At 64.3% G+C, this 22,713-nt stretch carries 21 protein-coding genes; 7 read left to right on the top strand and 14 right to left on the bottom strand.

Annotated features, from left to right (window positions below; translation table 11 throughout):
* The first annotated feature begins 21 nt into the window (after positions 1-21).
* Both XH84_RS11310 and XH84_RS11305 read left to right on the top strand, forming a co-directional pair.
* Positions 22-747, top strand: a complete 726-nt coding sequence (locus XH84_RS11310; RefSeq protein WP_128919897.1) for a thermonuclease family protein — start codon at positions 22-24, stop codon at positions 745-747.
* Between the two features lie 100 nt (positions 748-847).
* Positions 848-2,035 carry a pyridoxal-phosphate-dependent aminotransferase family protein gene (locus XH84_RS11305; RefSeq protein WP_128919898.1) on the top strand — a complete coding sequence of 396 codons (1,188 nt, stop codon included), beginning with the start codon at positions 848-850 and terminating at the stop codon, positions 2,033-2,035.
* A gap of 175 nt (positions 2,036-2,210) precedes the next feature.
* Here XH84_RS11305 and XH84_RS11300 read toward each other — a convergent pair whose 3' ends face one another.
* Together XH84_RS11300 and XH84_RS11295 are read right to left on the bottom strand one after the other, a co-directional pair.
* On the bottom strand, positions 2,211-3,314 hold the full coding sequence (locus XH84_RS11300) for a hypothetical protein (protein WP_128919899.1): 1,104 nt from the start codon (positions 3,312-3,314) through the stop codon (positions 2,211-2,213).
* Positions 3,314-4,750, bottom strand: a complete 1,437-nt coding sequence (locus tag XH84_RS11295; RefSeq protein WP_128919900.1) for an MBOAT family O-acyltransferase — start codon at positions 4,748-4,750, stop codon at positions 3,314-3,316. The genes XH84_RS11300 and XH84_RS11295 overlap by 1 nt, the downstream gene beginning before the upstream one ends.
* 322 nt (positions 4,751-5,072) lie before the next feature.
* On the opposite strand from XH84_RS11295, the gene XH84_RS11290 reads away from it, so the two are divergent.
* The gene (locus XH84_RS11290) at positions 5,073-7,178 is read left to right on the top strand and encodes a S9 family peptidase (protein WP_128919901.1); all 2,106 of its coding nucleotides are present in this window, start codon (positions 5,073-5,075) and stop codon (positions 7,176-7,178) included.
* A 96-nt stretch (positions 7,179-7,274) separates the two neighbouring features.
* On the opposite strand, the gene XH84_RS11285 is transcribed toward XH84_RS11290, so the two are convergent.
* From XH84_RS11285 to XH84_RS11260, 6 genes are all read right to left on the bottom strand, one after another.
* Positions 7,275-8,366 carry an SMP-30/gluconolactonase/LRE family protein gene (locus XH84_RS11285; protein ID WP_128919902.1) on the bottom strand — a complete coding sequence of 364 codons (1,092 nt, stop codon included), beginning with the start codon at positions 8,364-8,366 and terminating at the stop codon, positions 7,275-7,277.
* 75 nt (positions 8,367-8,441) lie between these two features.
* Positions 8,442-9,161, bottom strand: coding sequence for a ribonuclease activity regulator RraA (locus XH84_RS11280; RefSeq protein WP_128919903.1), 720 nt, complete (start codon positions 9,159-9,161; stop codon positions 8,442-8,444).
* A gap of 124 nt (positions 9,162-9,285) precedes the next feature.
* A complete protein-coding gene (gene araD, locus XH84_RS11275) occupies positions 9,286-11,022 on the bottom strand; it encodes an L-arabinonate dehydratase (protein ID WP_164936312.1) in 1,737 nt (578 codons plus the stop codon).
* The gene (locus tag XH84_RS11270; protein WP_128919904.1) at positions 11,019-11,879 is read right to left on the bottom strand and encodes an ABC transporter permease; all 861 of its coding nucleotides are present in this window, start codon (positions 11,877-11,879) and stop codon (positions 11,019-11,021) included. Before XH84_RS11270 ends, araD begins: the two co-directional genes overlap by 4 nt.
* Positions 11,880-11,889: 10 nt before the next feature.
* Positions 11,890-12,651, bottom strand: coding sequence for an ABC transporter ATP-binding protein (locus XH84_RS11265; protein WP_128919905.1), 762 nt, complete (start codon positions 12,649-12,651; stop codon positions 11,890-11,892).
* Positions 12,651-13,670 (bottom strand): ABC transporter substrate-binding protein, encoded by a 1,020-nt coding sequence (locus tag XH84_RS11260; protein WP_128919906.1) that lies wholly within the window; start codon positions 13,668-13,670, stop codon positions 12,651-12,653. The genes XH84_RS11265 and XH84_RS11260 overlap by 1 nt, the downstream gene beginning before the upstream one ends.
* Positions 13,671-13,764: 94 nt before the next feature.
* Between XH84_RS11260 and XH84_RS11255 the strand changes: the two genes are divergently transcribed.
* From XH84_RS11255 to XH84_RS11245, 3 genes are all read left to right on the top strand, one after another.
* Entirely contained in the window at positions 13,765-14,481 is a 717-nt protein-coding gene (locus tag XH84_RS11255) for a GntR family transcriptional regulator (RefSeq protein WP_128919907.1), read from the top strand.
* Between the two features lie 177 nt (positions 14,482-14,658).
* The gene (locus tag XH84_RS11250) at positions 14,659-15,078 is read left to right on the top strand and encodes a response regulator (RefSeq protein WP_128919908.1); all 420 of its coding nucleotides are present in this window, start codon (positions 14,659-14,661) and stop codon (positions 15,076-15,078) included.
* Positions 15,056-18,649, top strand: coding sequence for a PAS domain S-box protein (locus XH84_RS11245; RefSeq protein WP_128919909.1), 3,594 nt, complete (start codon positions 15,056-15,058; stop codon positions 18,647-18,649). Before XH84_RS11250 ends, XH84_RS11245 begins: the two co-directional genes overlap by 23 nt.
* Positions 18,650-18,802: 153 nt before the next feature.
* Here the strand turns inward: XH84_RS11245 and XH84_RS11240 are convergent, their stop codons facing one another.
* Positions 18,803-19,438, bottom strand: coding sequence for a response regulator transcription factor (locus XH84_RS11240; protein ID WP_027577504.1), 636 nt, complete (start codon positions 19,436-19,438; stop codon positions 18,803-18,805).
* Between the two features lie 148 nt (positions 19,439-19,586).
* On the opposite strand from XH84_RS11240, the gene XH84_RS11235 reads away from it, so the two are divergent.
* Positions 19,587-19,898 (top strand): hypothetical protein, encoded by a 312-nt coding sequence (locus XH84_RS11235; protein WP_128919910.1) that lies wholly within the window; start codon positions 19,587-19,589, stop codon positions 19,896-19,898.
* Between the two features lie 154 nt (positions 19,899-20,052).
* Here XH84_RS11235 and XH84_RS11230 read toward each other — a convergent pair whose 3' ends face one another.
* The 5 genes from XH84_RS11230 to XH84_RS11210 all read right to left on the bottom strand — a co-directional run.
* A complete protein-coding gene (locus XH84_RS11230; protein WP_128919911.1) occupies positions 20,053-20,556 on the bottom strand; it encodes a response regulator in 504 nt (167 codons plus the stop codon).
* A gap of 141 nt (positions 20,557-20,697) precedes the next feature.
* Positions 20,698-21,015 (bottom strand): hypothetical protein, encoded by a 318-nt coding sequence (locus XH84_RS11225; protein ID WP_027563592.1) that lies wholly within the window; start codon positions 21,013-21,015, stop codon positions 20,698-20,700.
* 2 nt (positions 21,016-21,017) lie between these two features.
* Positions 21,018-21,896 carry a CheR family methyltransferase gene (locus XH84_RS11220; RefSeq protein ID WP_128919912.1) on the bottom strand — a complete coding sequence of 293 codons (879 nt, stop codon included), beginning with the start codon at positions 21,894-21,896 and terminating at the stop codon, positions 21,018-21,020.
* A 59-nt stretch (positions 21,897-21,955) separates the two neighbouring features.
* A complete protein-coding gene (locus XH84_RS11215) occupies positions 21,956-22,342 on the bottom strand; it encodes a response regulator (RefSeq protein WP_128919913.1) in 387 nt (128 codons plus the stop codon).
* Positions 22,343-22,373: 31 nt separating this feature from the next.
* The coding region (locus XH84_RS11210) for a chemotaxis protein CheW (RefSeq protein ID WP_128948302.1) at positions 22,374-22,713 on the bottom strand (340 nt) is incomplete at its 5' end.

The following is a 22,713-nucleotide window of genomic DNA, read 5'->3' as shown; positions in this document are numbered from 1 at the left end:
ATTCAACACACGCGGACCGGCATGTTGCGAAAGATCCTCATTGCGCTGTCTCTCCTTGCATTGCCTTCGCTGGCCCAGGCCGCCGACATCACCGGCACGGCGAAGGTCCGCGCCGGCGATACCGTCGTGATCGGCAATACGCGGATCCGGCTCGGTGGCATCGACGCGCCTGCGATCGACCAGCTCTGCCTCAATACCAAGACCGAGCGCTGGACCTGCGGCGTCGCGGCGCGCGACGAGCTCGCCAAATACGCTGACGGCAAGAATTGGGTCTGCCATACGAGATCGATCGACCGGCGCGGCCGCACCGTGGCGCGCTGCGAGGTCGGCGGCGAGGACATCCAGAAATGGCTGGTGCGCAGCGGCTGGGCGCTGGCCTACACCCGCATGTCCCACGATTACGAAGCCGACGAAAAGGCCGCGCGTGAGGCAAAAGCCGGGATGTGGCAGGGGGCCTTCATCGCGCCCTGGGACTGGCGCGTCCGCAACAAGAAGACCGCCATCCTGGGCGCGACCAAGCCACCCGACGGGGCGCATGCAGTGCTGCTCGCCTCGGCCTCGGGACCGGTCGCCCCCTCCCCGGATTGCACCATCAAGGGCAACGTCAACAGCGCCGGCGAGTGCATCTTTCACCAGCCGACCAGCCGCTGGTACACCCAGATCAAGATGAAGATCAGCAAGGGCACCCGCTGGTTCTGCTCGGTCGAGGAGGCGGAAGCCGCCGGCTGCCGCGAGACGAAGCGATAACCAGACCTGCGTTTTACGTCCTTTTCTCAAACCCAAGCCGCGCGTAAAACGTGATTCAGCGACCCACCATCCTGTTCTCAAGCAACAAGGACTGACAGCAATGACCGTTCGCGCGGGCCGGGAGTTTCTGGCCATCCCCGGGCCCACCACGATGCCCGACGAGGTGCTGCGGGCGATGCATCGTCCGGCGATCGACATCTACTCCAAAGAGATGCTCGATCTGACCGAGAGCCTGCTCGGCGACATCTCGAAGCTGTTTGCGACCAAGGGCAAGTCCTACATCTACATCGCCAACGGTCACGGCGCCTGGGAAGCGGCGCTCAGCAACGTATTGTCGCGCGGCGACAAGGTGCTGGTGCTGGAGAGCGGCCGTTTCGCGATCGGCTGGGGCAATGCGGCAGCGCTGATGGGCGCCGAGGTCGAGGTGCTCAAGGGCGACTGGCGCCGCGCGGTGCGGCCGCACGAGGTCGAGGAACGCCTGCGCCGCGACAAGGAGCACACCATCAAGGCGGTCGTCGTGGTCCAGGTCGACACGGCCTCAGGCGTGCAGAACGACATCGAGGCGATTGGCAAGGCGATCAAGGCGAGCGGCCATCCGGCGCTGTACATGGTCGACACCGTGGCCTCGCTCGGCTGCATGCCGTTCGAGATGGACAAATGGGGCATCGATGTTGCGATGTCCGGCTCACAAAAGGGCCTGATGACGCCGCCGGGCCTCGGCTTCGTCGCCGCCAATGCGCGCGCGCTCGAGGTGCACAAGAAGGCCAATATGTCGACGCCCTATTGGAGCTGGAGCGAGCGCGAGGGCACCGAGAATTATCGCAAATATGCCGGCACCGCCCCGGTGCATCTGTTGTTCGCTTTGCGCAAGGCGATCGACATGCTGCACGAGGAAGGGCTGGAGAACGCCTTCCGCCGTCACAGCCTGCTCGGCGAAGCCGCGCGCCGCGCGGTTGCCGCATGGTCGGAAGGCCAGGTGCTCGGCTTCAACGTGGCGGAGGCCAGCGAGCGCTCCAACACCGTGACCACGGTGACCATGAACAACGGGCATGATCCGGCCGTGCTGCAACGCTATTGCAAGGACAAGTGCGGCGTGGTGCTCGGCACCGGCATCGGCGACCTCTCCGGCCAGGCTTTCCGCATCGCCCATATGGGCCACGTCAACGCGCCGATGCTGCTCGGCACACTAGGCGTGATCGAGATCGGTCTGAACGCGCTGAGGATTCCGCACGGCAAGGGCGGGCTGGAAGCGGCGGTCGCGTATCTCGGCGACGAGGTGGCCGCGTAGCGCAAGCCACAAACTCCGCTGTCGTCCCTGCGAACGCAGGGACCCATACCGCGTGATTTATCGATGGGGCGTGGTCGTAGTACCGCGCCAACAGCTCTTCACTGCGAGTCTTCGCCAAACTGCTCCCTGGGGTTATGGGTCCCTGCGTTCGCAGGGACGACGGCGGTGTGTTGGGCTACGGCTGCGGCACACGATACGCTTCGACCTGCGCCTTCAGCTCATTCAGCGACTTGAGCGGCGCTTTCGGATCAACCCGATACTCCCCGCTCGCCAGCCATCTCAGCACCATCGCGTCCACCAGCGGCGAATGGTGGATGACGTCACCGTAATTGTTGAGATCGTGCGTCACCGCTTTGATCGCGCGGAAATCGTGCAGGCGCACATTGGGCAGCTGGGTCAGGCGCTGCGCAATGCGTGCGGTGAGATCCGTGACGATCTTCAGCGTCTCGGGTGAGGCATCGCGCATCGCGACGAATTGCAGGATCGAATAGGGCGGGAGGTAGACGTCGAAGGTGACGCCGGGATGTCGCGCGATCAGGCCGATGGCATCCTGCTCGAAATGCCGGACCATGGCCTCATAGTCGTAGCCTTCGCCGAGGAAACGGCTGCGCGCGGGATGAGTGATATAACTGAAGGCGGCAAGCGTCTTCTTCGCATTGTAGTCGCGCGCGACGTCGAAATCCCGCGGCAGCGCGTAGATGTCGTCAACGTCGGGCATCGCGAATTTGACGGGCAGGAACGGCGCCGCCCGAGCCAGCGGCTGCCGCAATGGCGGAACCGAGCGCAGCAGCGCGAACAGGGATTCCTTCGCCATCGTGGCGCTGAACAGATAGGACGCAATGCCCTTCACCGTCCCGCGATAGAGGTCGACGGGCAGATAGGGATCGGCCTCGATGTCGGCGGCATCGACGAAGATGAAATCGTCCATCGCCCAGATCACGCGCCTGGCGCCGCGGTCGATGGCCTGCTCAAGCACGAAAGCCTGCTGGCGCGAGTTGGAGCCGGTCATCGCCAGCTTGAGCGAATGCACACTGAGCGCACGGTCGATGTCGCTCTGGCGGAAATGGATCGCGAGCGAGGTGCCCATGAAGACGGTGTCGAACGACTGGCTGCGGATCAACCCGGCATTCTGCACCCGCGTGTCGTCGGAATAGAGAGCGAGGCGCGAGGACCGAAACAGTTGCAGCGGATCGACGACGAAGGTGAGCGCCGCCGCCGCCAGCATGCACAGGATGCTGGCGAACAGAAGACGTCGCAATTGTGTGAACGCCCCGCGCATCAGAACCGGAAATAGATGAATTCGCTGTGGCTCCGGATGCCCATGAGCCCGAACGCGAGCACCAGCGACGCCGCATAGAGGAACAGCGGCCGCATCCGCCCTGCCTGCAAGGCTTCGCCGACCCTGCGGCCCGCGTGGTCGTATCCCATGATGCCTTGCGTGTTCGGCGCCAGCCACACCAGCGCGGCGTAGGTGGCGATCATCACCAGCGCCGCGATCTCCTCTCGGCCGAAAACGATATTCGAGGGATCGGCCATGGCCTGGAGCACGCGCAGCGCCCATTCGACGCTCTCGGCGCGGAAGAACACCCAGGCGACGACAACCGCAAGGAACGTCAGCACGGCGCCTGCAATGCGGACAGGGCGCGCGAGGGACGATGGAATGGTCGGCACGAGCGCATTGAAGGCATGATTGACGCCGAGATACGCGCCGTGCAACGCGCCCCAAATGACAAAAGTCCAGGCCGCGCCGTGCCAGAGCCCGCCGAGCAGCATCGTGATCATCAGATTGACGTACCGCAGCACGCGCCCATGGCGATTGCCGCCGAGCGGGATATAGAGGTAGTCGCGCAAAAATTGCGACAGCGTCATGTGCCAGCGGCGCCAGAACTCGACGATGCTGGTGGCCTTGTAGGGCGAATTGAAGTTCACGGGCAGGAAGATGCCGAACATCAGCGATATCCCGATCGCCATGTCGGAATAGCCGGAGAAATCGAAATAGAGCTGGAAGGTGTAGGCGAGCGCACCGCACCAGGCCTGGTCGAAGCTGGGCGAGCGCGCCTCGAAGGCGAGCGCGACCAGCGGCTGGATGCCGTCGGCAAGGCAGGTCTTCTTGAACAGGCCGACGGCGAAGATGATCACGCCGCACAGGATCAGATGCGCATCCGGATACTTGGCCTCCTTCCGCTCGAATTGCGGGATCATGTCCTTGTGGTGGAGAATGGGCCCGGCGATCAGATGCGGGAAATAGGTCACGAACAGCGCGTAATGCGGCAGCGCATAAGCCGCGACCCGGCCGCGATACGCATCGACCAGGAACGCGATCTGCGTGAACGTGTAGAAGGAGATGCCGACCGGCAGCAGGATGTGGACTGCGATATGCGTGCCGAACAGCGCGTTGACGTTCTCGGTGAGGAAACCGGCATATTTGAAGAGGCCGAGCACGACGAGATCGCCGGTGACGCCAAGCGCGAGCACCGCCTTTCGCCGTGACGGCCCGAGCTTCGACGCGATCAGGAGATGGCCGACACCGTAGTTGAACGCGATCGACAGCAGCAACAGGGCCACGAACTGCCAGTTGCCGATGGCGTAGAAGGCGAGCGAGGCCAGTGCCAGCCAGACCACCGGCGCGAGATTGCTGCGCCGCCCGAGCCAGAAATAGCCTGCTAGCACCAGGGGCAGGAACAGCAGGATGAACGGGTAGGAATTGAACAGCATCAGGCTGGACCGGCGGCGGGGATATGGTCCGTAAAGCATACACGGGGCCGATCAACAACCCGGCGATCTGGCGCGACATGCTGGCAATTCGTGGAATCGGGACGATATAAGAGCGACGTCTCTTCTCCCTCTCCCCGTTCTCACACGGAGAGGATTGGGGTGAGGGGTCTCTCTCCGCTGATGAGATCGTAGAGAGCCCTGTACCCCCTCACCCGGATCGCTTCGGACGATGCTTCGCATCGCCGAAAGCGAACCGACCTCTCCCGCAGGCGGGGAGAGGTGAAGAAAGGACGCCGCACGAATGAGATACAACGAGGATCGAGTGACACAGGCCAAAACACCTTCGAAGCCCCCCGTCGCCCCGCGCCGGCCGCATTCCTTCACGCGGCACGGGATCACCGTGACCGACGACTATGCCTGGTTGAAGGACGCGAAATGGCAGGAGGTGCTGCGCGATCCCAAAGTGCTGGATCCTGATATCCGCAAATATCTGGATGAAGAGAACAGCTACACCGAGAGCCTGCTCGGCCATACTGCACCGCTGCAGAAGACGCTGGTGCGCGAGATGCGCGGGCGGATCAAGGAGGACGATTCCAGCGTGCCCTCGCCCGATGGTCCCTTCGCCTATTTCCGCCGGTTTCGCGAGGGCGGACAGCACGAGCTGTTCGGCCGCATGCCGCGCGAGGGCGGCGACGGCGATATCGTGCTCGACGGCGACGCGCTCGCCAAGGACCACAAATACTTCAAGTTCGGCGGCAGCCGGCACTCTTATGACCACAAGCTGCAGGCCTGGAGCGCGGACACCAAGGGCTCCGAATATTTTTCGATCCGCGTCCGCGATTGGACGACCGGCAAGGATTTCGACGATCTCGTCGAGGAGACTGACGGCGGCGTGGTCTGGGCCAAGGATTGCAAGAGCTTCTTCTATGTGCGGCTCGACGACAACCACCGGCCGATGCAGGTGTGGCGCCACAGGCTCGGCACCAGGCAGGCCGACGACACGCTGGTCTATGAAGAACGGGATGCCGGCTGGTTCACCCATCTGCACGAGAGCACCAGCGGCCGCTTCTGCGTGATCGCGGGCGGCGACCACGAGACCTCGGAGCAGCGGCTGATCGATCTCGCCAACCCCGAGGCGCCGCCGCGCCTGGTCGCGGCGCGTGAGGAAGGCGTGCAATATTCGCTGGCCGATCGCGGTGACGAGCTGTTCATCCTCACCAATGCGGATGATGCCATCGACTTCAAGATCGTCACCGCGCCGCTTCTCTCGCCCGAACGCAAGAACTGGCGCGACCTGATCCCGTATCGTCCCGGTATCTACATCATCGACCTCGATCTCTATGCCGGCCATCTGGTGCGGCTGGAGCGCGCCAATGCGCTGCCGTCGGTCGTGATCCGCGATCTCGCCTCGAACGAGGAGCACGCCATCGCCTTCGACGAGGCCGCGTATTCGCTGGATACGATGGGCTCCTACGAATTCGAGACGACGAATTTGCGCTTTTCCTATTCGTCGATGACGACGCCGTCGGAAGTCTATGATTACGACATGGTCAAGCGCACACGCGTCTTGCGCAAGCGCCAGGAGATTCCCTCGGGCCACAATGCGGCCGATTACGTCACCACCCGCATCATGGCGAAGGCGCATGACGGCGCCGAGGTGCCGGTATCGATCCTCCATCGCCGCGGGTTGAATCTCGACGGCTCGGCGCCGCTGCTGCTCTACGGCTACGGCTCCTATGGCATGGCGATGCCGGCTTCGTTCAGTGCCAACCGCCTGTCGCTGGTCGATCGCGGCTTCGTCTACGCCATCGCCCATATCCGCGGCGGCGCCGACAAGGGCTGGGGCTGGTATCTCGACGGCAAGCGCGAGAAGAAGACGAATTCGTTCGACGATTTCGCGGCCAGCGCCCGCGCGCTGATCGCTGCGAAATACACCAGCGCCAAGCGCATCGTCGGCCACGGCGGCTCGGCCGGCGGCATGCTGATGGGCGCGGTCGCCAACCGGGCCGGCGAATTGTTCGCCGGCATCGTCGCCGAAGTGCCGTTCGTCGACGTGCTCAACACCATGCTCGACGACACGCTGCCGCTGACGCCGCCGGAATGGCCGGAATGGGGCAACCCGATCGAGAGCGAGAAGGATTTTCGGACGATCCTCTCCTATTCGCCCTACGACAACGTCGCCGCGAAAGACTATCCGGCGATCCTGGCGATGGGCGGCTTGACCGATCCGCGCGTCACCTATTGGGAGCCCGCCAAATGGATCGCGCGCCTGCGCGCCACCATGACCGGCGGCGGTCCGGTCCTGTTGCGCACCAACATGGGCGCCGGCCACGGCGGCGCCTCGGGCCGGTTCGACCGGCTCGATGAAGTCGCGATCGTCTATGCCTTCGCGCTGTGGGCGGCGGGGATGGCGGAGGCGGGGGTGTAGCGATAGCCGCAGCTGTAGTGACATGCTCCGCTGTCGTCCCTGCGAACGCAGGGACGACAGCTGAGTTGTGGGACGAGTTACCGCCCCACACCCACCTCACACCGCCCCGTGCGCCTCGACATACAGCGCATACACCGAATGGCTGCTCGCCATGTAGAGGCGGTTGTTCTTGGGACCGCCGAAGCAGAGATTGGCGCAACGCTCGGGCAGCTTGATGAAGGCGAGCGGCTTGCCGTCCGCGTTGAACACCATCACGCCGTCGAGATCCTCCGGCTTGGCCTTGAGCTGAAACACCTTGCGGCCGCCGATCTCGGTCGGCTCGGATTGCAGCGCGCCGTTGGAGCCCCAGCCGCACCAGAGATTGCCGTCGCGATCGACGCGAAAACCGTCGAGCGAGCCCTGGTCGGCGGCGTCGATCAGCTTGGTCTTGCCGCTGAGCGCGCCGTCGTCGCCGACATTGTAGCTCCAGATGCTGCGGTTGGGTGTGCCCTTCCATTCGACGACGTAGAGCTTCTTCTCGTCAGGCGAGAAGGCAAGGCCATTGGGATTGACGAGATCGGTGAGGACGGCGCTGATCTTGCCGTCCTTGGCGATGCGATAGACGTTGGTGGTGGCCTGCTCGGGCTTCTCCTTCTTGCCTTCCCACTCGCCATTGATGCCGAACAGCGGATCGGTGAACCAGATGCTGTCGTCCGACTTCACCACGATGTCGTTCGGCGCGTTCAGCCTCTTGCCTTCGAACTTGTCGGCGAGCACGGTGATCTTGCCGTCCTTCTCGGTGCGGGTGATGCGGCGGGTGACGGAGTGCTCGCAGGTGACGAGACGGCCCTGGCGGTCGCGCGCATTGCCGTTGGCATAGTTGGCATTGGCGCGGAACACGCTGGACTGCCCGCTCTTCTCGTCAAACTTCATGATCCGGTTGTTGGGAATGTCCGAGAACAGCAGATAGCCGCCTTCGGGAAAATAAGCGGGGCCTTCGGCCCAGCGCATTCCTGTCGCAACCTGTTCGACCGTCGAGGAATAGAGCCGGTATTTTGCGAAGCTCGGATCGAGGATCTGGACGGCCGGATCGGGATAGCGCTGGTTCGGCGTGAACGGAAACGACTGGGCGCAGGCGGCGCGGGCCAGAAGCGTGGACGCCGCGGCTGCGCCAGCGCCGGCTAGGAGATTGCGTCGCGTGAGATTCATTGGAGTCCTCCCTTTGCAATGTAAGGCCGGCGCTTGCTGCGCCGGCTCGTTTGTCGTCTTGGAGCCGTGCTGGCGTTAGCGACCGTTCTTCTTCCGCCATTCCGCGAAGTCGATGAGCGTCTGCGGATCGGTCGCGGGATAGAGGCCGAAGATGCCGCGGCCCTTGCCGACCTCCTCCGTGACGAAGTCCTCGAACGCGGTCATCTCGAAGGTCTCGTTGGCGATCTCATCCGCAAGATGCGCGGGGATCACGATGACACCGTCGGCATCGCCCAAGATGACGTCGCCGGGAAACACCGGCGCGTCGCCGCAGCCGATCGGGACGTTGATCTCGATGGCCTGGTGCAGCGTCAGATTGGTCGGTGCGCTGGGACGGTGGTGGTAGGCGGGGATGCCGAGCTTGGCGATCTCGGCCGAGTCGCGAAAGCCGCCATCAGTGACGACACCGGCGACGCCGCGCTTCATCAAGCGCGTCACCAGGATCGCGCCGGCGGAGGCCGCGCGGGCGTCCCTGCGACTGTCCATCACCAGCACGGCGCCCGGCGGGCAATCTTCCACCGCCTTGCGCTGCGGATGTGAGCGGTCTTTGAAGACCTCGATGGTGTTGAGATCCTCACGCGCCGGCATGTAGCGCAAGGTGAAGGCCTCGCCGACCATGGTCGGCTGGTCGGGGCCGACGGGATGCACGTCCTGGATCATCTGGATGCGCAGGCCTCGCTTGAACAAGGCGGTGGCGACCGTGGCCGTGGAGACGGATTTGAGCTTGGTGCGGGTGGCTTCGGAAAGTTTGGACATTCTCTCACTCTCTCCTTCGTCATTCCGGGATGGGCCGAAGGCGCAGGCCCGGAATCCATACTCACGATCGCGGTTATGGATTCCGGGCTCATCGCTTCGCGATGCCCCGGAATGACAGGTGGGGTTAATAAATCGACGGCTCGCCGATCGGCACGCCGAAATCTGTCTCGAGGAAGTCGAAGTCGCAGCCGTCATTGGCCTGCTTGATGTGTTTTGTGAACATCCAGCCATAGCCGCGCTCGAAGCGGCGCTCGGGCTGCTTCCAGGCAGCGCGGCGCTTGTCGAGCTCGGCCTCGGGAACGTCGAGATTGATGGTGCGCGCGGCGACGTCGAGCGTGATGCGGTCGCCGTTCTGCACCAGCGCCAGCGGGCCGCCGACATAGGATTCCGGCGAAACGTGCAGGATGCATGCGCCGTAGCTGGTGCCGCTCATGCGCGCATCCGAGATGCGCACCATGTCGCGCACGCCCTGCTTCACGAGCTTGGTCGGGATCGGCAGCATCCCCCATTCCGGCATGCCCGGGCCGCCTTGCGGTCCCGCATTGCGCAGGATCAGAATGTGATCCTCGGTAACATCCAGGTTGGGATCATCGACAGCCTTCTTCATCGACGGATAATCGTCGAACACCAGCGCCGGGCCGGTGTGCTTGAGGAAGCGCGGCGCGCAGGCGCTCGGCTTGATGACGCAGCCGTCGGGCGCGAGATTGCCCTTGAGCACGGCGAGCGCACCTTCCTTGTAGATGGGATTGTCGATGCCGCGGATGACGTCGGCATTGTGCACTTCGGCGCCCTCGATGTTCTCAGCCATCGTCTTGCCGGTCACCGTGATGCAATCGAGATGCAGATGCGGCTTGATCTGGCTCATCAGCGCCGGCAGACCACCGGCGTAGAAGAAGTCCTCCATCAGATAGGTGTCGCCGCTCGGCCGCACGTTGGCGATGACGGGCACTTTGCGGCTGGCCTTCTCGAAATCGTCGAGCCCGATGTCCTGGCCGGCGCGGCGGGCCTGCGCGATCAGGTGGATGATGGCATTGGTCGAGCAGCCCATCGCCATCGCGACCGCGATCGCATTCTCGAAGGCTTGCCGGGTCTGGATCGTCTTCGGCGTCAAATCCTCCCATACCATTTCGACGATGCGGCGGCCGCATTCAGAGGCCATGCGGATGTGGTTGGCATCGGCGGCCGGGATCGAGGAGGCGCCGGGCAGCGTCATGCCGATCGCTTCGGCAATCGCGGTCATGGTCGAGGCCGTGCCCATGGTCATGCAGGTGCCGTAGCTGCGGGCGATGCCGGCTTCGATGTCGAGCCAGTCCTTGTCGGAGATCTTTCCGGCCCGGCGCTCGTCCCAATACTTCCAGCCGTCCGAGCCGGAGCCGAGCGTCTTGCCCTTCCAATTGCCGCGCAGCATCGGGCCTGCCGGCAGATAGATCGCCGGGATGTTCATCGAGGTGGCGCCGAGCAGCAGCGCCGGCGTGGTCTTGTCGCAGCCGCCCATCAGCACCACGCCGTCGACGGGATGGCTGCGCAGCAATTCCTCCGCGTCCATCGCCAGCAGGTTGCGATAGAGCATCGTGGTTGGCTTCAGCAGCGATTCCGACAGCGACAGCGCCGGCAGCTCCAGCGGCAGGCCGCCGGCCATCAGGATGCCGCGCTTGACGTCGTCGACACGCGACTTGAAGTGCATGTGGCAGGGCTGCGCATCCGACCAGGTGTTGAGGATCGCGATGATCGGCCGGTCCTTCCACTCCTCCGGCGCGTAGCCCATCTGCATGGTGCGGGAGCGGTGGCCGAACGAGCGGAGATCGTCGGGCGCGAACCAGCGCGCGCTGCGGAGCTGATCGGGTGTTTTCTTCTTGGTCATGATTGGGTGCCCCATTTCTGGACCGTGTTCCGCTCGATGGCGCGGAAGATCAGGTTCTCGACAAAGAGCCCGATGATGATCACGGTCAAGAGGCCGGCGAACACGGCGGGTATGTCGAGCAGATTGCGGTTCTCGAAGATGAACCAGCCGAGCCCGCCCTGGCCCGAGGACACGCCGAACACCAGCTCGGCCGCGATCAGCGTGCGCCAGGCAAAGGCCCAGCCGATCTTCAGGCCGGTGAGGATCGACCCGAAGGCGGCGGGGATCAGAATCTCGGCGACATAGGGCAATCCGCGCAGGCCGTAATTGCGGCCGACCATGCGCAGCGTGTTGGACACACTCTTGAAGCCGGAATGGGTGTTGAGCGCCACCGGCCACAGCACGGAGTGAATCAGCACGAAGACGAGACTGCCATTGCCGAGCCCGAACCAGATCAGCGCGAGCGGCAACAACGCGATCGCCGGCAGCGGATTGAACATCGCCGTGACCGTCTCGAGAAAATCGGTGCCGATCCGGGTGGAGATGGCCAGCACCGTGAAGATCGCCGCCAGCACGATGCCGGCCGAATAGCCCATGAACAGCACTCTCAGGGACGTCCAGGCCCGCATCGGAATGGTGCCGTCCTTGACACGGTCAAACAGCGTGATCGCCGTGTCGTGCAGCGTCGGAAACAGCAGAGGATTGTCGAGAGTGACGCCGTAAGCTTCCCAGACCGCTGCCAGGAACAGGATGATCACGCTCTTGCGAACGAAGCCGTCGTTCCACAACAGCTCGGCGACGCTGAGCTTGCGCTCGACCTCACCCATGCCAGTGGCGGCGACCGACGCGTCACGCAGCAGAATCCTTGCCTCGCCCATGAACTGCTCCTCAATGCCCGGTGGCTTCGCCGGCGAACAGGAGATCGTGGATCTCCTTCTCCAGCCGGCCGGCGCTGCCGTCTTCGTTCGAGACCTTGTCGACGTCGATTACCTCGGCCTTGACCCGGCCGGGATGCGGCGACAACAGCAGGATGCGGTTGCCGATGCGGATCGCTTCCGCGATCGAATGAGTCACGAACAGCACGGTGAATTTGGTCTCGCTCCAGAGCTGGAGCAGCTCGTCCTGGCAGGTCCGCCGCGTCAGCGCGTCGAGCGCGGCGAACGGCTCGTCCATCAAGAGGATGTCCGGCTCCATCGCCATGCCGCGCGCGATCGCGACGCGCTGCTTCATGCCGCCCGACAGCGTGTGCGGATAAGCGTCGACGACGCGGGTGAGGCCGACCTTCTCGATATAGGCGCGCGCCTTCGCCTCCGCGTCCCTGCGCGACAGCTTCCGCGCGGTCAGCAGCGGGAACATGACGTTGGCGAGCACGCTCTTCCAGGGCAGCAGCTGGTCGAACTCCTGGAAGATCATCATGCGGTCGGCGCCGGGACCGTGGATCTCACGGTCGCCGATCGTCATGCGTCCCTCGCTCGGCCTCATATAGCCGCCGACGGCCTTGAGCAGGGTCGACTTGCCGCAGCCGGAGGGACCGAGCAGCACGAAGCGGTCGGACTTGTCGACCGTAAAACTCACCCTCTCCGTGGCGGTGACGACGGCGCTGGAGGTCTTGTAGCGCAGTGTCACCCCACTGACGTCGAGCAGCGCCATCAATTGCCCTTCAGATCGTGCGCGACGGGCAGATAATAGTCCGTCCACGCCTTGGGCTGGCTCTTCAGCGTGCCGGTCTTGAACAGATGGGCGGCGAATTTCATCGTGCCCTGCGGCTCGAGATTCCACTCCATCATGCCGGGCTCCTTGAGGAGAGCGAGCAGCTCCTCCACCGAGGTCTTGTCGCCGGTGATCTCCTTGTAGATCTCGACCGCCTGCTTGGTATCGCTGCGGATCAGATCCTGCGCCTCTTTGGTCGCATCGCGCACGGCCTGGATGATCTTTGGATTGGCGTCCGCGAACTTCGTCGTGGTGAAGAACTGCGCCTGGCTGAGCGGCCCGCCCATCACATCCGGCGATGACAGCACGATATGCGCGCCCGGCACGTTCTTCAGCTCCAGGAAGGTGAACGGCGGAATCGAGAAATGGTTGTGCACCTCGTGCTTGGGATTGGACAGCGCCGCATAGGCGTCGGGATGGCCGAGCTGCACGGTGTTGGCATCGAGCTTCGACCATTGATCGGCGCCGAACGCCTCGGCGGCCGCGATCTGCAGCACGATCGCCTGGGTCGAGACCTTGACGGTCGGCACCGCGATCTTGTCGTTGGGCCCGAAATCCCTGATCGACTTGATGTTGGCGTCGCGGCTGATCAGCGTCATCGGCTGCGCCGAAGTGGCGACGATGCCCTTCACGCCGCCGCGGGTGCGGTCCCACAACAGCAGAAGATTGCCGGTGCCGGTGTTGAGGACGTCGACCCCGCCCGCGAGCAGCGCATCGGTCTGCGCGCCGCCGCCGGAGAAAGTGATCCATTTGGTGGTGACGCCTGCGACGCCCAGCGAAGCTGCGTGCTTCTCGATCAGCTTCAGCTTCTCCATGATGTGGCTCGGCATGTAGAAGATGCCGGGCTGGCGTGACAGCGCGATCTCGGACTTCTGCTGTGCACGCGCCGGCGAAGCCGCCAGCACGGTTGCAGCGATCAGGGCAATGGCGGCAACGCCACGCTGAAATGGCTTGATCATAATTGTTCGTTTCCTCCGGCCGCCATTGACGAGCGATCCTGCTGATGCACTAATGCATTAGTGCATCAAAGGCAAGCCCGCCGGAGCTCTTCGCATGGAAACCGCCCATCCCGCGCCCCGCGCGACCGCCCGCCGAGGGCCGCGGCTGGACCGGGCCCGGCAGGCCGCGCCGCAGGTGTTCGAGCGGCTTCGCAACGCCATTCTCGCGCTCGAACTGCCCCCGGGCTCGCCGCTGTCGCGCACCGAGCTTGCGGCGCAATTCGGCGTCAGCTCGACGCCGATCCGCGACGCCCTGATGCGGCTGGAGGAAGAGGGACTGGTCGACGTATTTCCGCAGCACGCGACCGTGGTCAGCCGGGTCGATGTCGGCCGCGCCGAGCAGGCGCATTTCCTGCGCCAGGCGCTCGAGCTCGAAATCGTCCGGCTGCTCGCGGAGCAGCACGACCAGGCCCTGGTCCTCCGCCTCGACCACGCCATCGCGCTTCAGCAGCAATTCGCCAAAGTCGGCGATTTCGCGAGCTTTATCGCCGCCGACAATGATTTTCACGCACAACTTTATGCCGCGGCCGGCAAGCAGGAGCTGTGGGCGCTGGTGCGCAGAAGCAGCGGACATATCGACCGGCTACGCCGGCTGCATCTGCCCTCGCCCGGCAAGGCCCAGAACATCCTCCGTCACCACAGACTGATCGCTCGCGCGATCGAGGCCGGCGACGCCGATGCCGCGCAGCAGCATTTGCGCAAGCACTTGTCGGGCACGCTGAGCGAGCTCGACAAGATCCGAAGCCACTACCCGGAATATCTGACCGACTAGGCGGGCTTATGCACGCAACCGTGCATAAGCTTGCCGGATCTTCGGCTTAGGCGAGCGTTCACCGGACATTCGCGAAGTGCTTGCAGGCCGGGCGGAATCCGCGCAACAATTTCATCTTTGATGGTTTGATGTGCGACCGGGGTGGGAATGCCCGATCCGGCGCGGAGGAATCCAGACGTGGCCAACATCCTGATCGTGGATGACGACCCGGCCGTTCAAATCACGATCCGGCTGCTCCTGGAGCGGGCCGGTCACCACGTCACCGTCGCCGGCGATGGCAGCAAGGGACTTGCGCTGTTCGAGGCCAGCCGGTTCGATTTGCTGTTTCTGGACATCTTCATGCCTGGCATGGATGGGCTGGAGACGATGCGTCACGTCCGGGCGTTAGCCCCGGCCATTCCGATCATCGTCATTTCCGGCCGCTCAGTCACGCCGGATGCCTATGCGGAGCCCGATTTTCTGAAGATGGCGACCAAGCTCGGCGCGGTGGCAAGCCTGCAGAAGCCATTCCGGCCCGGCGCACTGCTCGCCGCGGTCGATGGCTGCCTGAAGGCGGGCGAGCCGGAGGGGTCCGATGTCAGCTCCGGCCGCCGATAACGAGGGCTACTCTGCTTCAGGCCAGATCGGCCGCGATCATCCGGGAAGTTCTGCGAGCATCCGCATGACGCTCGCCACGCGGCTGGCGATCGCGATGATCCTGCTGGTGGCGGTCACCGTGGCCGCGGTCGGCTGGCTGGGCTATCGCAACACCACGCAAGCGGTCATTCCGCGCGTGTTGGAGCGGGTCGAGGCCCAGTCACGCCTGCTCGCGACCAGTCTGGAATCCTATGTTGCCGGAGCCCGCGGCGATCTGATCGGCTATCGCTCCGCCGCAGCCATCAACGGTCTGATCCGCGCTCACATCGGCGGAGGAATTGACCCTTCCGACGGCGTCTCGGAGCAAACCTGGCGCGAGCGCATCGCCACGCGGCTCGCGGCCGAGATCGAGGCCAAACCGATCTACGGGCAGTTTCGAATCATCGGCCTTGACGACGACCAGCGCGAGCTGGTCCGCGTCGACCGCTCTGGCCCGAACGGCGCGGCGCGCGTCGTCCCCGACAGCGAGCTGGAACGCAAGGGCGACCGAACCTATTTTCAGGACACGATACGGCTGGCGCCGGGCGATATCTACGTTTCGCCCGTCGAGCTCGCGACCCGCCAGGGCGGCACCACGGCCTTGCACATTCCGACGCTGCGAGTCGCGACGCCGCTGTTCGCGCCGGATGGCAAGCCGTTCGGTATCATCATCGCCAATATCGACATGCGTCCGGCCCTCGAGCACATCCGCGGAACGGCGACCTCAGGTGGAGGGATTTTCGTCGTGAATTCGCGCGGCGACTATCTCGTTCATCCGGATCGCGCGCGCGAATTTCGCGCATTGCATGACCGTCCCAACGACTGGCGCAAGGATTTTCCTTATTTCGCAGCTTTGGCCGGCACGCTGGAAGTTTCCACACGGCTCATGACCGACGGGTCTGGCCGGCCGAGCGGGGCGGCGATTGCGCCGGCGCTGCTCGCGGGCAAGGAATGGATCGCCATCATCGAGACGATTCCCGCGCCCGTGTTCGGCCTCGTACCGGCAGCGATCCAAAGGACGTCCCTGCTGGTTGGCATATTGGCCGTTCTCGCCGCAGCCGCGCTTGCGGTGCTGCTGGCGCGCTCGCTGACGCGTCCGATCGGCCGCTTGACCGCGGCGGTCCAGGCGATCGGCAGCGGCCGTCCGGCGGATATACCCGTCGATGCCAGCGGTGAGACGGGCGTGTTGGCGCGGGCCTTCGCGCAGATGGTCGAGGAAACCCGGGCGAAAACCGCGGCGCTCGAACGCGAGATCGAGGAGCATCGCCGCACCGAGGCCGCGCGCAGCCATCACGCGGCGCGCGAGCAATTGTTCAGTGCTGCCGTCGAATCATCCGACGACGCAATCGTGACGCAGTCGCTCGATGCCATCATCACGGGCTGGAATCCGGCCGCCGAGCGTCTTTATGGCTATTCGGCGGATGAGGCGATCGGCAAGCCCACGTCAATCATCGTTCCGCCCGACCGCAGCGCGCATCGCAAGGACTATCTGGCGCGGATCGCCCGGGGCGAGCCGATCGAACGGTTCGAGACGGTGCGCCTGCGCAAGGACGGCACGGCGGTCGAAATCTCACTGAGCCTGTCGCCGATCAAGGGGCCGTCGGGCGAGATCATCGGTGTCTCCGGGAGCGCGCGCAGCCTCACCGACGCTCGCCTGGCCGAGCGGCAGCTGCAGCAGCAGCTCGAAGAGCGCCGGCAGATCTTCGACACCTCGCAAGACCTTATCATGGTCATGGATGCGCGGGGCCATATCGCGCAGATCAGCCCGAGCAGCGAGACCATCCTCGGCTACCGCCCGGACGAGATGATCGGCCGCAGCGGCGCCGACTTCATTCATCACGATCATCTGGAGCACGCCCGCGCCGAGATGCGCGCGCTGCGCCACGGCGAGCGCGTCAAGCTCGCCGACACGCGCTGTTTGCACCGGAACGGACATGAGGTCTGGCTGTCGTGGATGGGCAGCTGGTCCGAGCAGGCGCATCGCTTCTTCTTCGTCGGGCGCGACATGACGGAAGCACGGCTCGCGCAGGAATCGCTGCGCGAGAGCGAACGGCTCGCCCGCAATATCGTCGAAACCTCGCTCGACGCCTTCATCCAGACCGACGAAACCGGCAGCATCCTCAACTGGAACTCGCAGGCCGAGCAGCTGTTCGGCTGGCGCCGCGAGGAGGTGCTCGGCAAGAGCACGATCGACCTCATCGTCGCCGAGAGCGAACGCGAGAGAGTAAGGGCAGGTCTGAAGCAGTTCCTGAAGGACGAGGGCGGCAGGACGCTGAACCGCCGCCGCGAGCTCATCTGCCGCCGCCGCGACGGCAAGGAATTCAAGGCCGAGCTGAGCGTCACCGCGCTGAAGCGCCGCGAAGGCCTGTTGTTCAACGTCTTCTACCGCGACCTCACCGACAAGATCGCCGCCGAGGAACGCATCCGTCATGCCGAGAAGATGGAGGCGGTCGGCCAGCTCACCGGCGGCGTGGCGCACGATTTCAACAACATCCTCACCGTCATCACCGGGACGATCGAAATCCTTGCGGAGGCCGTCGAGAAGGAGCCGCAGCTTGCGGCCATCACGAAGATGATCGACGAGGCGGCCGCGCGCGGCGCCGATCTGACCCAGCACCTGCTCGCCTTCGCGCGCAAGCAGCCGCTCCAGCCGCGCGAGATCGACATCAACTCGCTGGTCGTCGACACCGCGAAGCTGTTGCGGCCGACGCTGGGCGAACAGATCCAGATCGAATCGGTGTTCGAGGACGAGAATTGCGTCGCGATCGTCGATCCCAACCAGCTTACCACCGCGATCCTCAACCTCGCGCTCAACGCGCGCGATGCCATGCCCGGCGGCGGCAAGCTGATCCTGGAGACCGGCGCCGCCTATCTCGACGAGGTCTACGCCAGTGCGAACGATGTGCCGCCGGGGCACTACGTGTTGATCGCCGTGAGCGACACCGGCACCGGAATCCCCGCGAACATACTGACCAGGGTGTTCGATCCCTTCTTCACCTCGAAGGGACCGGGCAAGGGCACCGGACTCGGGCTGTCGATGGTCTACGGCTTCATCAAGCAGTCCGCGGGCCACATCAAGATCTACAGCGAGGAAGGCCACGGCACCACGATCAAGATGTATCTGCCGCCCGGCAAGACGCCGGCGCCGGCCGGTGAGGGCGTGACGCCGGCCACGATCGAGGGCGGGCACGAGACGATCCTGGTGGTCGAGGACGACAGGCTGGTGCGCGACTACGTGCTGGCGCAGCTGCATTCGCTGGGTTACGTCACCTTGCAGGCCGCGAACGCCGCGGAGGCGCTCGCGATCGTCGCCGCAGGAAAGCCGTTCGACCTTCTGTTCACCGACGTCATCATGCCCGGCAAGATGAACGGACGGCAGCTCGCCGACGAGCTGATGAAGACGCGGCCCGATCTCAAAGTGGTCTACACATCAGGCTATACCGAGAATGCGATCATCCATCACGGGCGGCTGGATTCCGGCGTGATGCTGCTGGCCAAGCCCTATCGGAAATCGGATCTGGCGCGGATCATCCGCAAGGCGCTGAGCGGGTGAGACGCGCTTTCGTGTCCCAGACGCACTGCAGCGCGTAAGCGCTGCAGTGCAAAGCCGGGACCCAGAACTTTGATGCCGTGAAGTTGGAGAGATAGGCCCCGGCTCAGCGGCGCATTATTTCATGATGCACCGCGTCCGGGGCACGAGAACATTTTACGACGCGCGCTGGGCCGCGGTCATCACGATGCGGATCAGATCGGCGGCGTTGCGCGCGCCGAGCTTCTTCATGATGTTGGCGCGGTGATCTTCGATCGTGCGCGGGCTGATGCCGAGCGTGCGGCCGGCTTCCTTGTTGGACGCACCGGAAGCAAACTGCTCGAGCACCTCGCGCTCCCTGCGTGTCAGCGGCTCGCGTCCGGGGAAATGCAGCGAGCCGAATTTCGGCGAGGCGTTCTCCGCCTGCCTACGCGCATAGGCGCCGATCGCCTCGTCGAGCCGGCCGACGATCTCGCTGCCGCGGAACGGCTTTTCGATGAAGTCGAGCGCGCCGCTCTTGATCGCGCCCACCGCCATTGCGATGTCGCCCTGTCCGGAGATCATGAAGATCGGCGCCGGGTAGTCCTCGCCCTGCAGCTCCTTCAGAATGTCGAGGCCCGACTTCCCGGGAATGTGCACGTCGAGCAGGATCGCAGCAGGCGTGCGGTTTCGTGCCACGGAGAGCAGCGCTGCGCCGTCCGCAAAACAGATCACCTCATAACCCGCCGCCTTCAACACCATCGACAGAGTGTCGCGAACGGCAGGGTCGTCGTCGACCACGAAGATTTCACCGCGAGAGCTTTGTTCGGCCATGTGCCACATCCGGTTGGCATGAAGGACTCGCGTCCGCGCCCCGTTTATGGCGTTCGGCGCGGATTCGGCCCACCCGTATTTGTACGGGACATGGACTTAACGCACAAGTAGCGACAGGGTGCCTAATTGCGGGGTACGGAGAATATCCATGCTAAATTTCGCTGGCACATCCCCGCTCGTCGCGATGCCTGAAACTGACTGCCGTCAGTTGATCGCCGCCGATCTTCGCGCTCTGATCACACGGATCGAGAGCAGCATGCGCCTGATCGACGCGGCTATGATGGAAGCCGGCGTGTCGGAAACCGGCCCGGCGCGCGGAGATCCGGCCGGTTCCGCCGATATTTTCGTGCTCGACGACGTCACGCCGCGCTATGCGACGGCGAGCGCCGCCCTCAACGCCTGTCGGGCGGGCCTTGGCCACGCCCTGCGATGTCTGTCGGAATCCGGCGACCCGGCATAGAGCGATCAGCGCGGCGCGCCGGCCGCGTCCCATCGCATGGCGGTTCCGCAAGCCTGAAGCGCGATGAGATTTGGATGAATCGTTATCGCGCCTTAGGTTATTGTTTGCGCATGATCTTTCCGGAAAACTGCTTCGCACTTTTCCGGATCATGCTTTAGGCGCGGTGCCGTTCCACGATCGCGTCGGTGGCGACACCGCCCCAGGTGTGGATCGCGGGAAGGCCCATCGCGGTCTTGCCGAGATTGGCAAGACTGATGCGCAGGGCCGCGAGGTCGAGCGGTTTCGGCAGGCTCTGGAGCTCGATCCCGACGGACCTGGCGAAGCTGCGAGCGGCGCTGCGGCGCTTGCCGTCCATGCCGCTGATCACGATCACGGCACCGCCGAACTTCGCCGCCGCCATCTCGCGCAGCACGTCGATGCCGTCGCCGTCCTCCAGCACGAGATCCAGCGTCACGCAATCGAAGCGGGCGGCGCGCAGCTTCTCGATCGCGTCCGCCACGGACGGTGCCACGGTGACTTCGTGGCCGGCCTGCTTGGCAGCGACCGTGATCAGGCTGCGCTGCGTGGCGTCGTCATCGACTACCAGAAGCTGAAGCGCACGCCGTTCGGCGCCGTCGGGCAGGTTTGACGTCATGGGCGAAAGAGGACTTCTGGGCATTTCCGTATCCTGAGATTGAGACCGTCAATGGATACACGGGTCGCGCTTCGGCCACGTAAAGCCGCTGACGCGAATTCGCTTTGATATCTTCAGAAAGTGTGAAGCAAGAGATCGGAAAGGACGGCGACGGACGCGGGCAGATCACGCCGCGGCATCATGGCCGCCGGCCGCACCGCGCTTCTTCCTGTTCTTGCCGCGCAGGAACTGGATGTCCATTTCGGCGCCGTTGACGCGGACCAGCTCGCAGCGACGATAGGCGAGGCCCGTGGACGACAACAGCAGGAAGAACTCTTTCAGGTTCAACCCCTGAATCGAGCCTTCCACCGTGAGAATGGCGTCGGTGTCGGAGATAGCGTTGAGCTTGCAGTCGCGGCGCCAGGTGCCGTCGATGGCCATGATGCAGACATCATAGCCCCGACTGAAAGTCACGCGTTCAGTACCCTTGCCATCCTCGGCCATGTCTACCGTCCTGCCATGACCGCGAGGCGCGGCGCCACGCCGGCGAGAACCGGCTTGGCGACGGCGGCACGCGGATCGTTCGGCTTGTAGAGGCCGCGCCGCTCCGCAATCGGGCGGAACGTATCGGTCAGGCCGACCACGGTTTCGGCCGCGCCCAGCACCAGGAAGCCGTCTGGCTCGATCTGGCGCGCCAGCCGGTTGAAGATGTTGATCTTGGTATCCTGGTCGAAATAGATCAGCACGTTGCGGCAGAAGATCACGTCGAAGGTGCCGAGCTGGGAAAAGTCGTGCAGCAGGTTGAGCTGGCGATGCTGGATCATCGCCCGCAATTCGGGATTGACCTGCCAAGTCTCGCCGGTCTGCTTGAAATACTTGACCAGCATCTGAATCGGCAGGCCGCGCTGCACCTCGAACTGGCTGTAGACGCCGGCCTTGGCCTTCTCCAGCACCTCCTGCGACAGATCGGTCGCGATGATCTCGATGCGCCAGCCGGTGAGGGCCGCGCCCATCTCCTTCAGACACATCGCCAGCGAATACGGCTCCTGCCCGGTCGAGCCGGCGGCGCACCAGATGCGCACGCTGCGTTTGCCGGCACGCGCCTTGATGATCTCGGGCATGATGGTGTCGCGAAAATGATCGAACGGAACCTTGTCGCGGAAGAAGAAGGTCTCATTGGTGGTCATGGCTTCGACCACGTCGGTGATCAGCTGACGCGAGCCGCCTTGCAGCTTCTGCACGAGCTCGGCGATGCCGGAGAGGCCGGCCTTGCGGGCGAGCGGCAGCAGGCGGCTTTCGATCAGATATTGCTTGTCTGCGGACAGGTCGAGGCCGGAATTGTCCTTCAGGAACTTACGCAGGTACTCATACTCGGTCGGGGTCACTGACGCCTCTTCGAAGCTGTACTGGAACACTCTGGCCAAAATGCGCGGGCCAGACTCACTCAGACCATGGTTTGTCCGACCGGGATCAAGCCGACTTCAGCAAACTTGTCGGCGATAATGTCTTTGTCGAAGGGCTTCATGATGTACTCGTTGGCGCCGCCGCTGAGCGCCTGGGCTATATGCGCGACGTTGTTCTCGGTGGTGCAGAACACCACCTTGGGCTGGTCACCGCCGGGCAGGCGGCGCATGTGGCCCATGAATTCGAAACCATCCATCACGGGCATGTTCCAGTCGAGCAGCACCGCATCGGGCAGCTGCCGCTGGCAGATCTCGAGCGCCTTCGAGCCGTCCTCGGCCTCGGTCACTTCGAATTCCAGGCCCTCCAGGATCCGACGCGCGATCTTGCGCACCACGCTGGAATCATCGACCACCAAGCAGGTTTTCATTTCGGTTCTCCGGCTCCGATGTTTCGTTGGCTCACGCGGCCATCTGCACTTTGGTTTCGAGTTCGAGGACACGATCGACGTCGAGGACGACCATGAGCTGACCGTCGAGGCGGTGGACGCCGCCGGCGAGCTTGGCCATGCGGGGGTCGAGGTTGACGGGATTCTCTTCCATGCCGGCCTCGGGCAGACGCAGCACCTCGCCGATCTGGTCGATCAGGAGGCCGTAGGATTCGCCGCGCAAATCGACGCCGACCGCCATCGGCACCTTGCCGTCCTCAGGCTGCGGCAGGCCGAGACGGGCGCGCATGTCGACCACGGTGACGATGCGGCCGCGCAGATTGAGCACGCCGGCGATCTCGCGCGAGGACAGC

The organism is Bradyrhizobium nanningense (assembly GCF_004114535.1).
Classification (GTDB): domain Bacteria; phylum Pseudomonadota; class Alphaproteobacteria; order Rhizobiales; family Xanthobacteraceae; genus Bradyrhizobium; species Bradyrhizobium nanningense.
This window is presented reverse-complemented; position numbering and strand designations above follow the sequence as displayed.

Bases quoted from the DNA above. Each gene is read 5' to 3' on its own strand.
- XH84_RS11300 (WP_128919899.1), bottom strand. From the start codon at position 3,314: ATGCGCGGGGCGTTCACACAATTGCGACGTCTTCTGTTCGCCAGCATC.
- XH84_RS11280 (WP_128919903.1), bottom strand. From the start codon at position 9,161: ATGTCCAAACTTTCCGAAGCCACCCGCACCAAGCTCAAATCCGTCTCC.
- XH84_RS11270 (WP_128919904.1), bottom strand. From the start codon at position 11,879: ATGGGCGAGGCAAGGATTCTGCTGCGTGACGCGTCGGTCGCCGCCACT.
- XH84_RS11265 (WP_128919905.1), bottom strand. From the start codon at position 12,651: ATGGCGCTGCTCGACGTCAGTGGGGTGACACTGCGCTACAAGACCTCC.
- XH84_RS11295 (WP_128919900.1), bottom strand. From the start codon at position 4,750: ATGCTGTTCAATTCCTACCCGTTCATCCTGCTGTTCCTGCCCCTGGTG.
- XH84_RS11230 (WP_128919911.1), bottom strand. From the start codon at position 20,556: ATGCCCAGAAGTCCTCTTTCGCCCATGACGTCAAACCTGCCCGACGGC.
- XH84_RS11255 (WP_128919907.1), top strand. From the start codon at position 13,765: ATGGAAACCGCCCATCCCGCGCCCCGCGCGACCGCCCGCCGAGGGCCG.
- XH84_RS11225 (WP_027563592.1), bottom strand. From the start codon at position 21,015: ATGGCCGAGGATGGCAAGGGTACTGAACGCGTGACTTTCAGTCGGGGC.
- XH84_RS11305 (WP_128919898.1), top strand. From the start codon at position 848: ATGACCGTTCGCGCGGGCCGGGAGTTTCTGGCCATCCCCGGGCCCACC.
- XH84_RS11245 (WP_128919909.1), top strand. From the start codon at position 15,056: ATGTCAGCTCCGGCCGCCGATAACGAGGGCTACTCTGCTTCAGGCCAG.
- XH84_RS11285 (WP_128919902.1), bottom strand. From the start codon at position 8,366: ATGAATCTCACGCGACGCAATCTCCTAGCCGGCGCTGGCGCAGCCGCG.
- araD (WP_164936312.1), bottom strand. From the start codon at position 11,022: ATGACCAAGAAGAAAACACCCGATCAGCTCCGCAGCGCGCGCTGGTTC.
- XH84_RS11260 (WP_128919906.1), bottom strand. From the start codon at position 13,670: ATGATCAAGCCATTTCAGCGTGGCGTTGCCGCCATTGCCCTGATCGCT.
- XH84_RS11310 (WP_128919897.1), top strand. From the start codon at position 22: ATGTTGCGAAAGATCCTCATTGCGCTGTCTCTCCTTGCATTGCCTTCG.
- XH84_RS11215 (WP_128919913.1), bottom strand. From the start codon at position 22,342: ATGAAAACCTGCTTGGTGGTCGATGATTCCAGCGTGGTGCGCAAGATC.
- XH84_RS11235 (WP_128919910.1), top strand. From the start codon at position 19,587: ATGCTAAATTTCGCTGGCACATCCCCGCTCGTCGCGATGCCTGAAACT.
- XH84_RS11240 (WP_027577504.1), bottom strand. From the start codon at position 19,438: ATGGCCGAACAAAGCTCTCGCGGTGAAATCTTCGTGGTCGACGACGAC.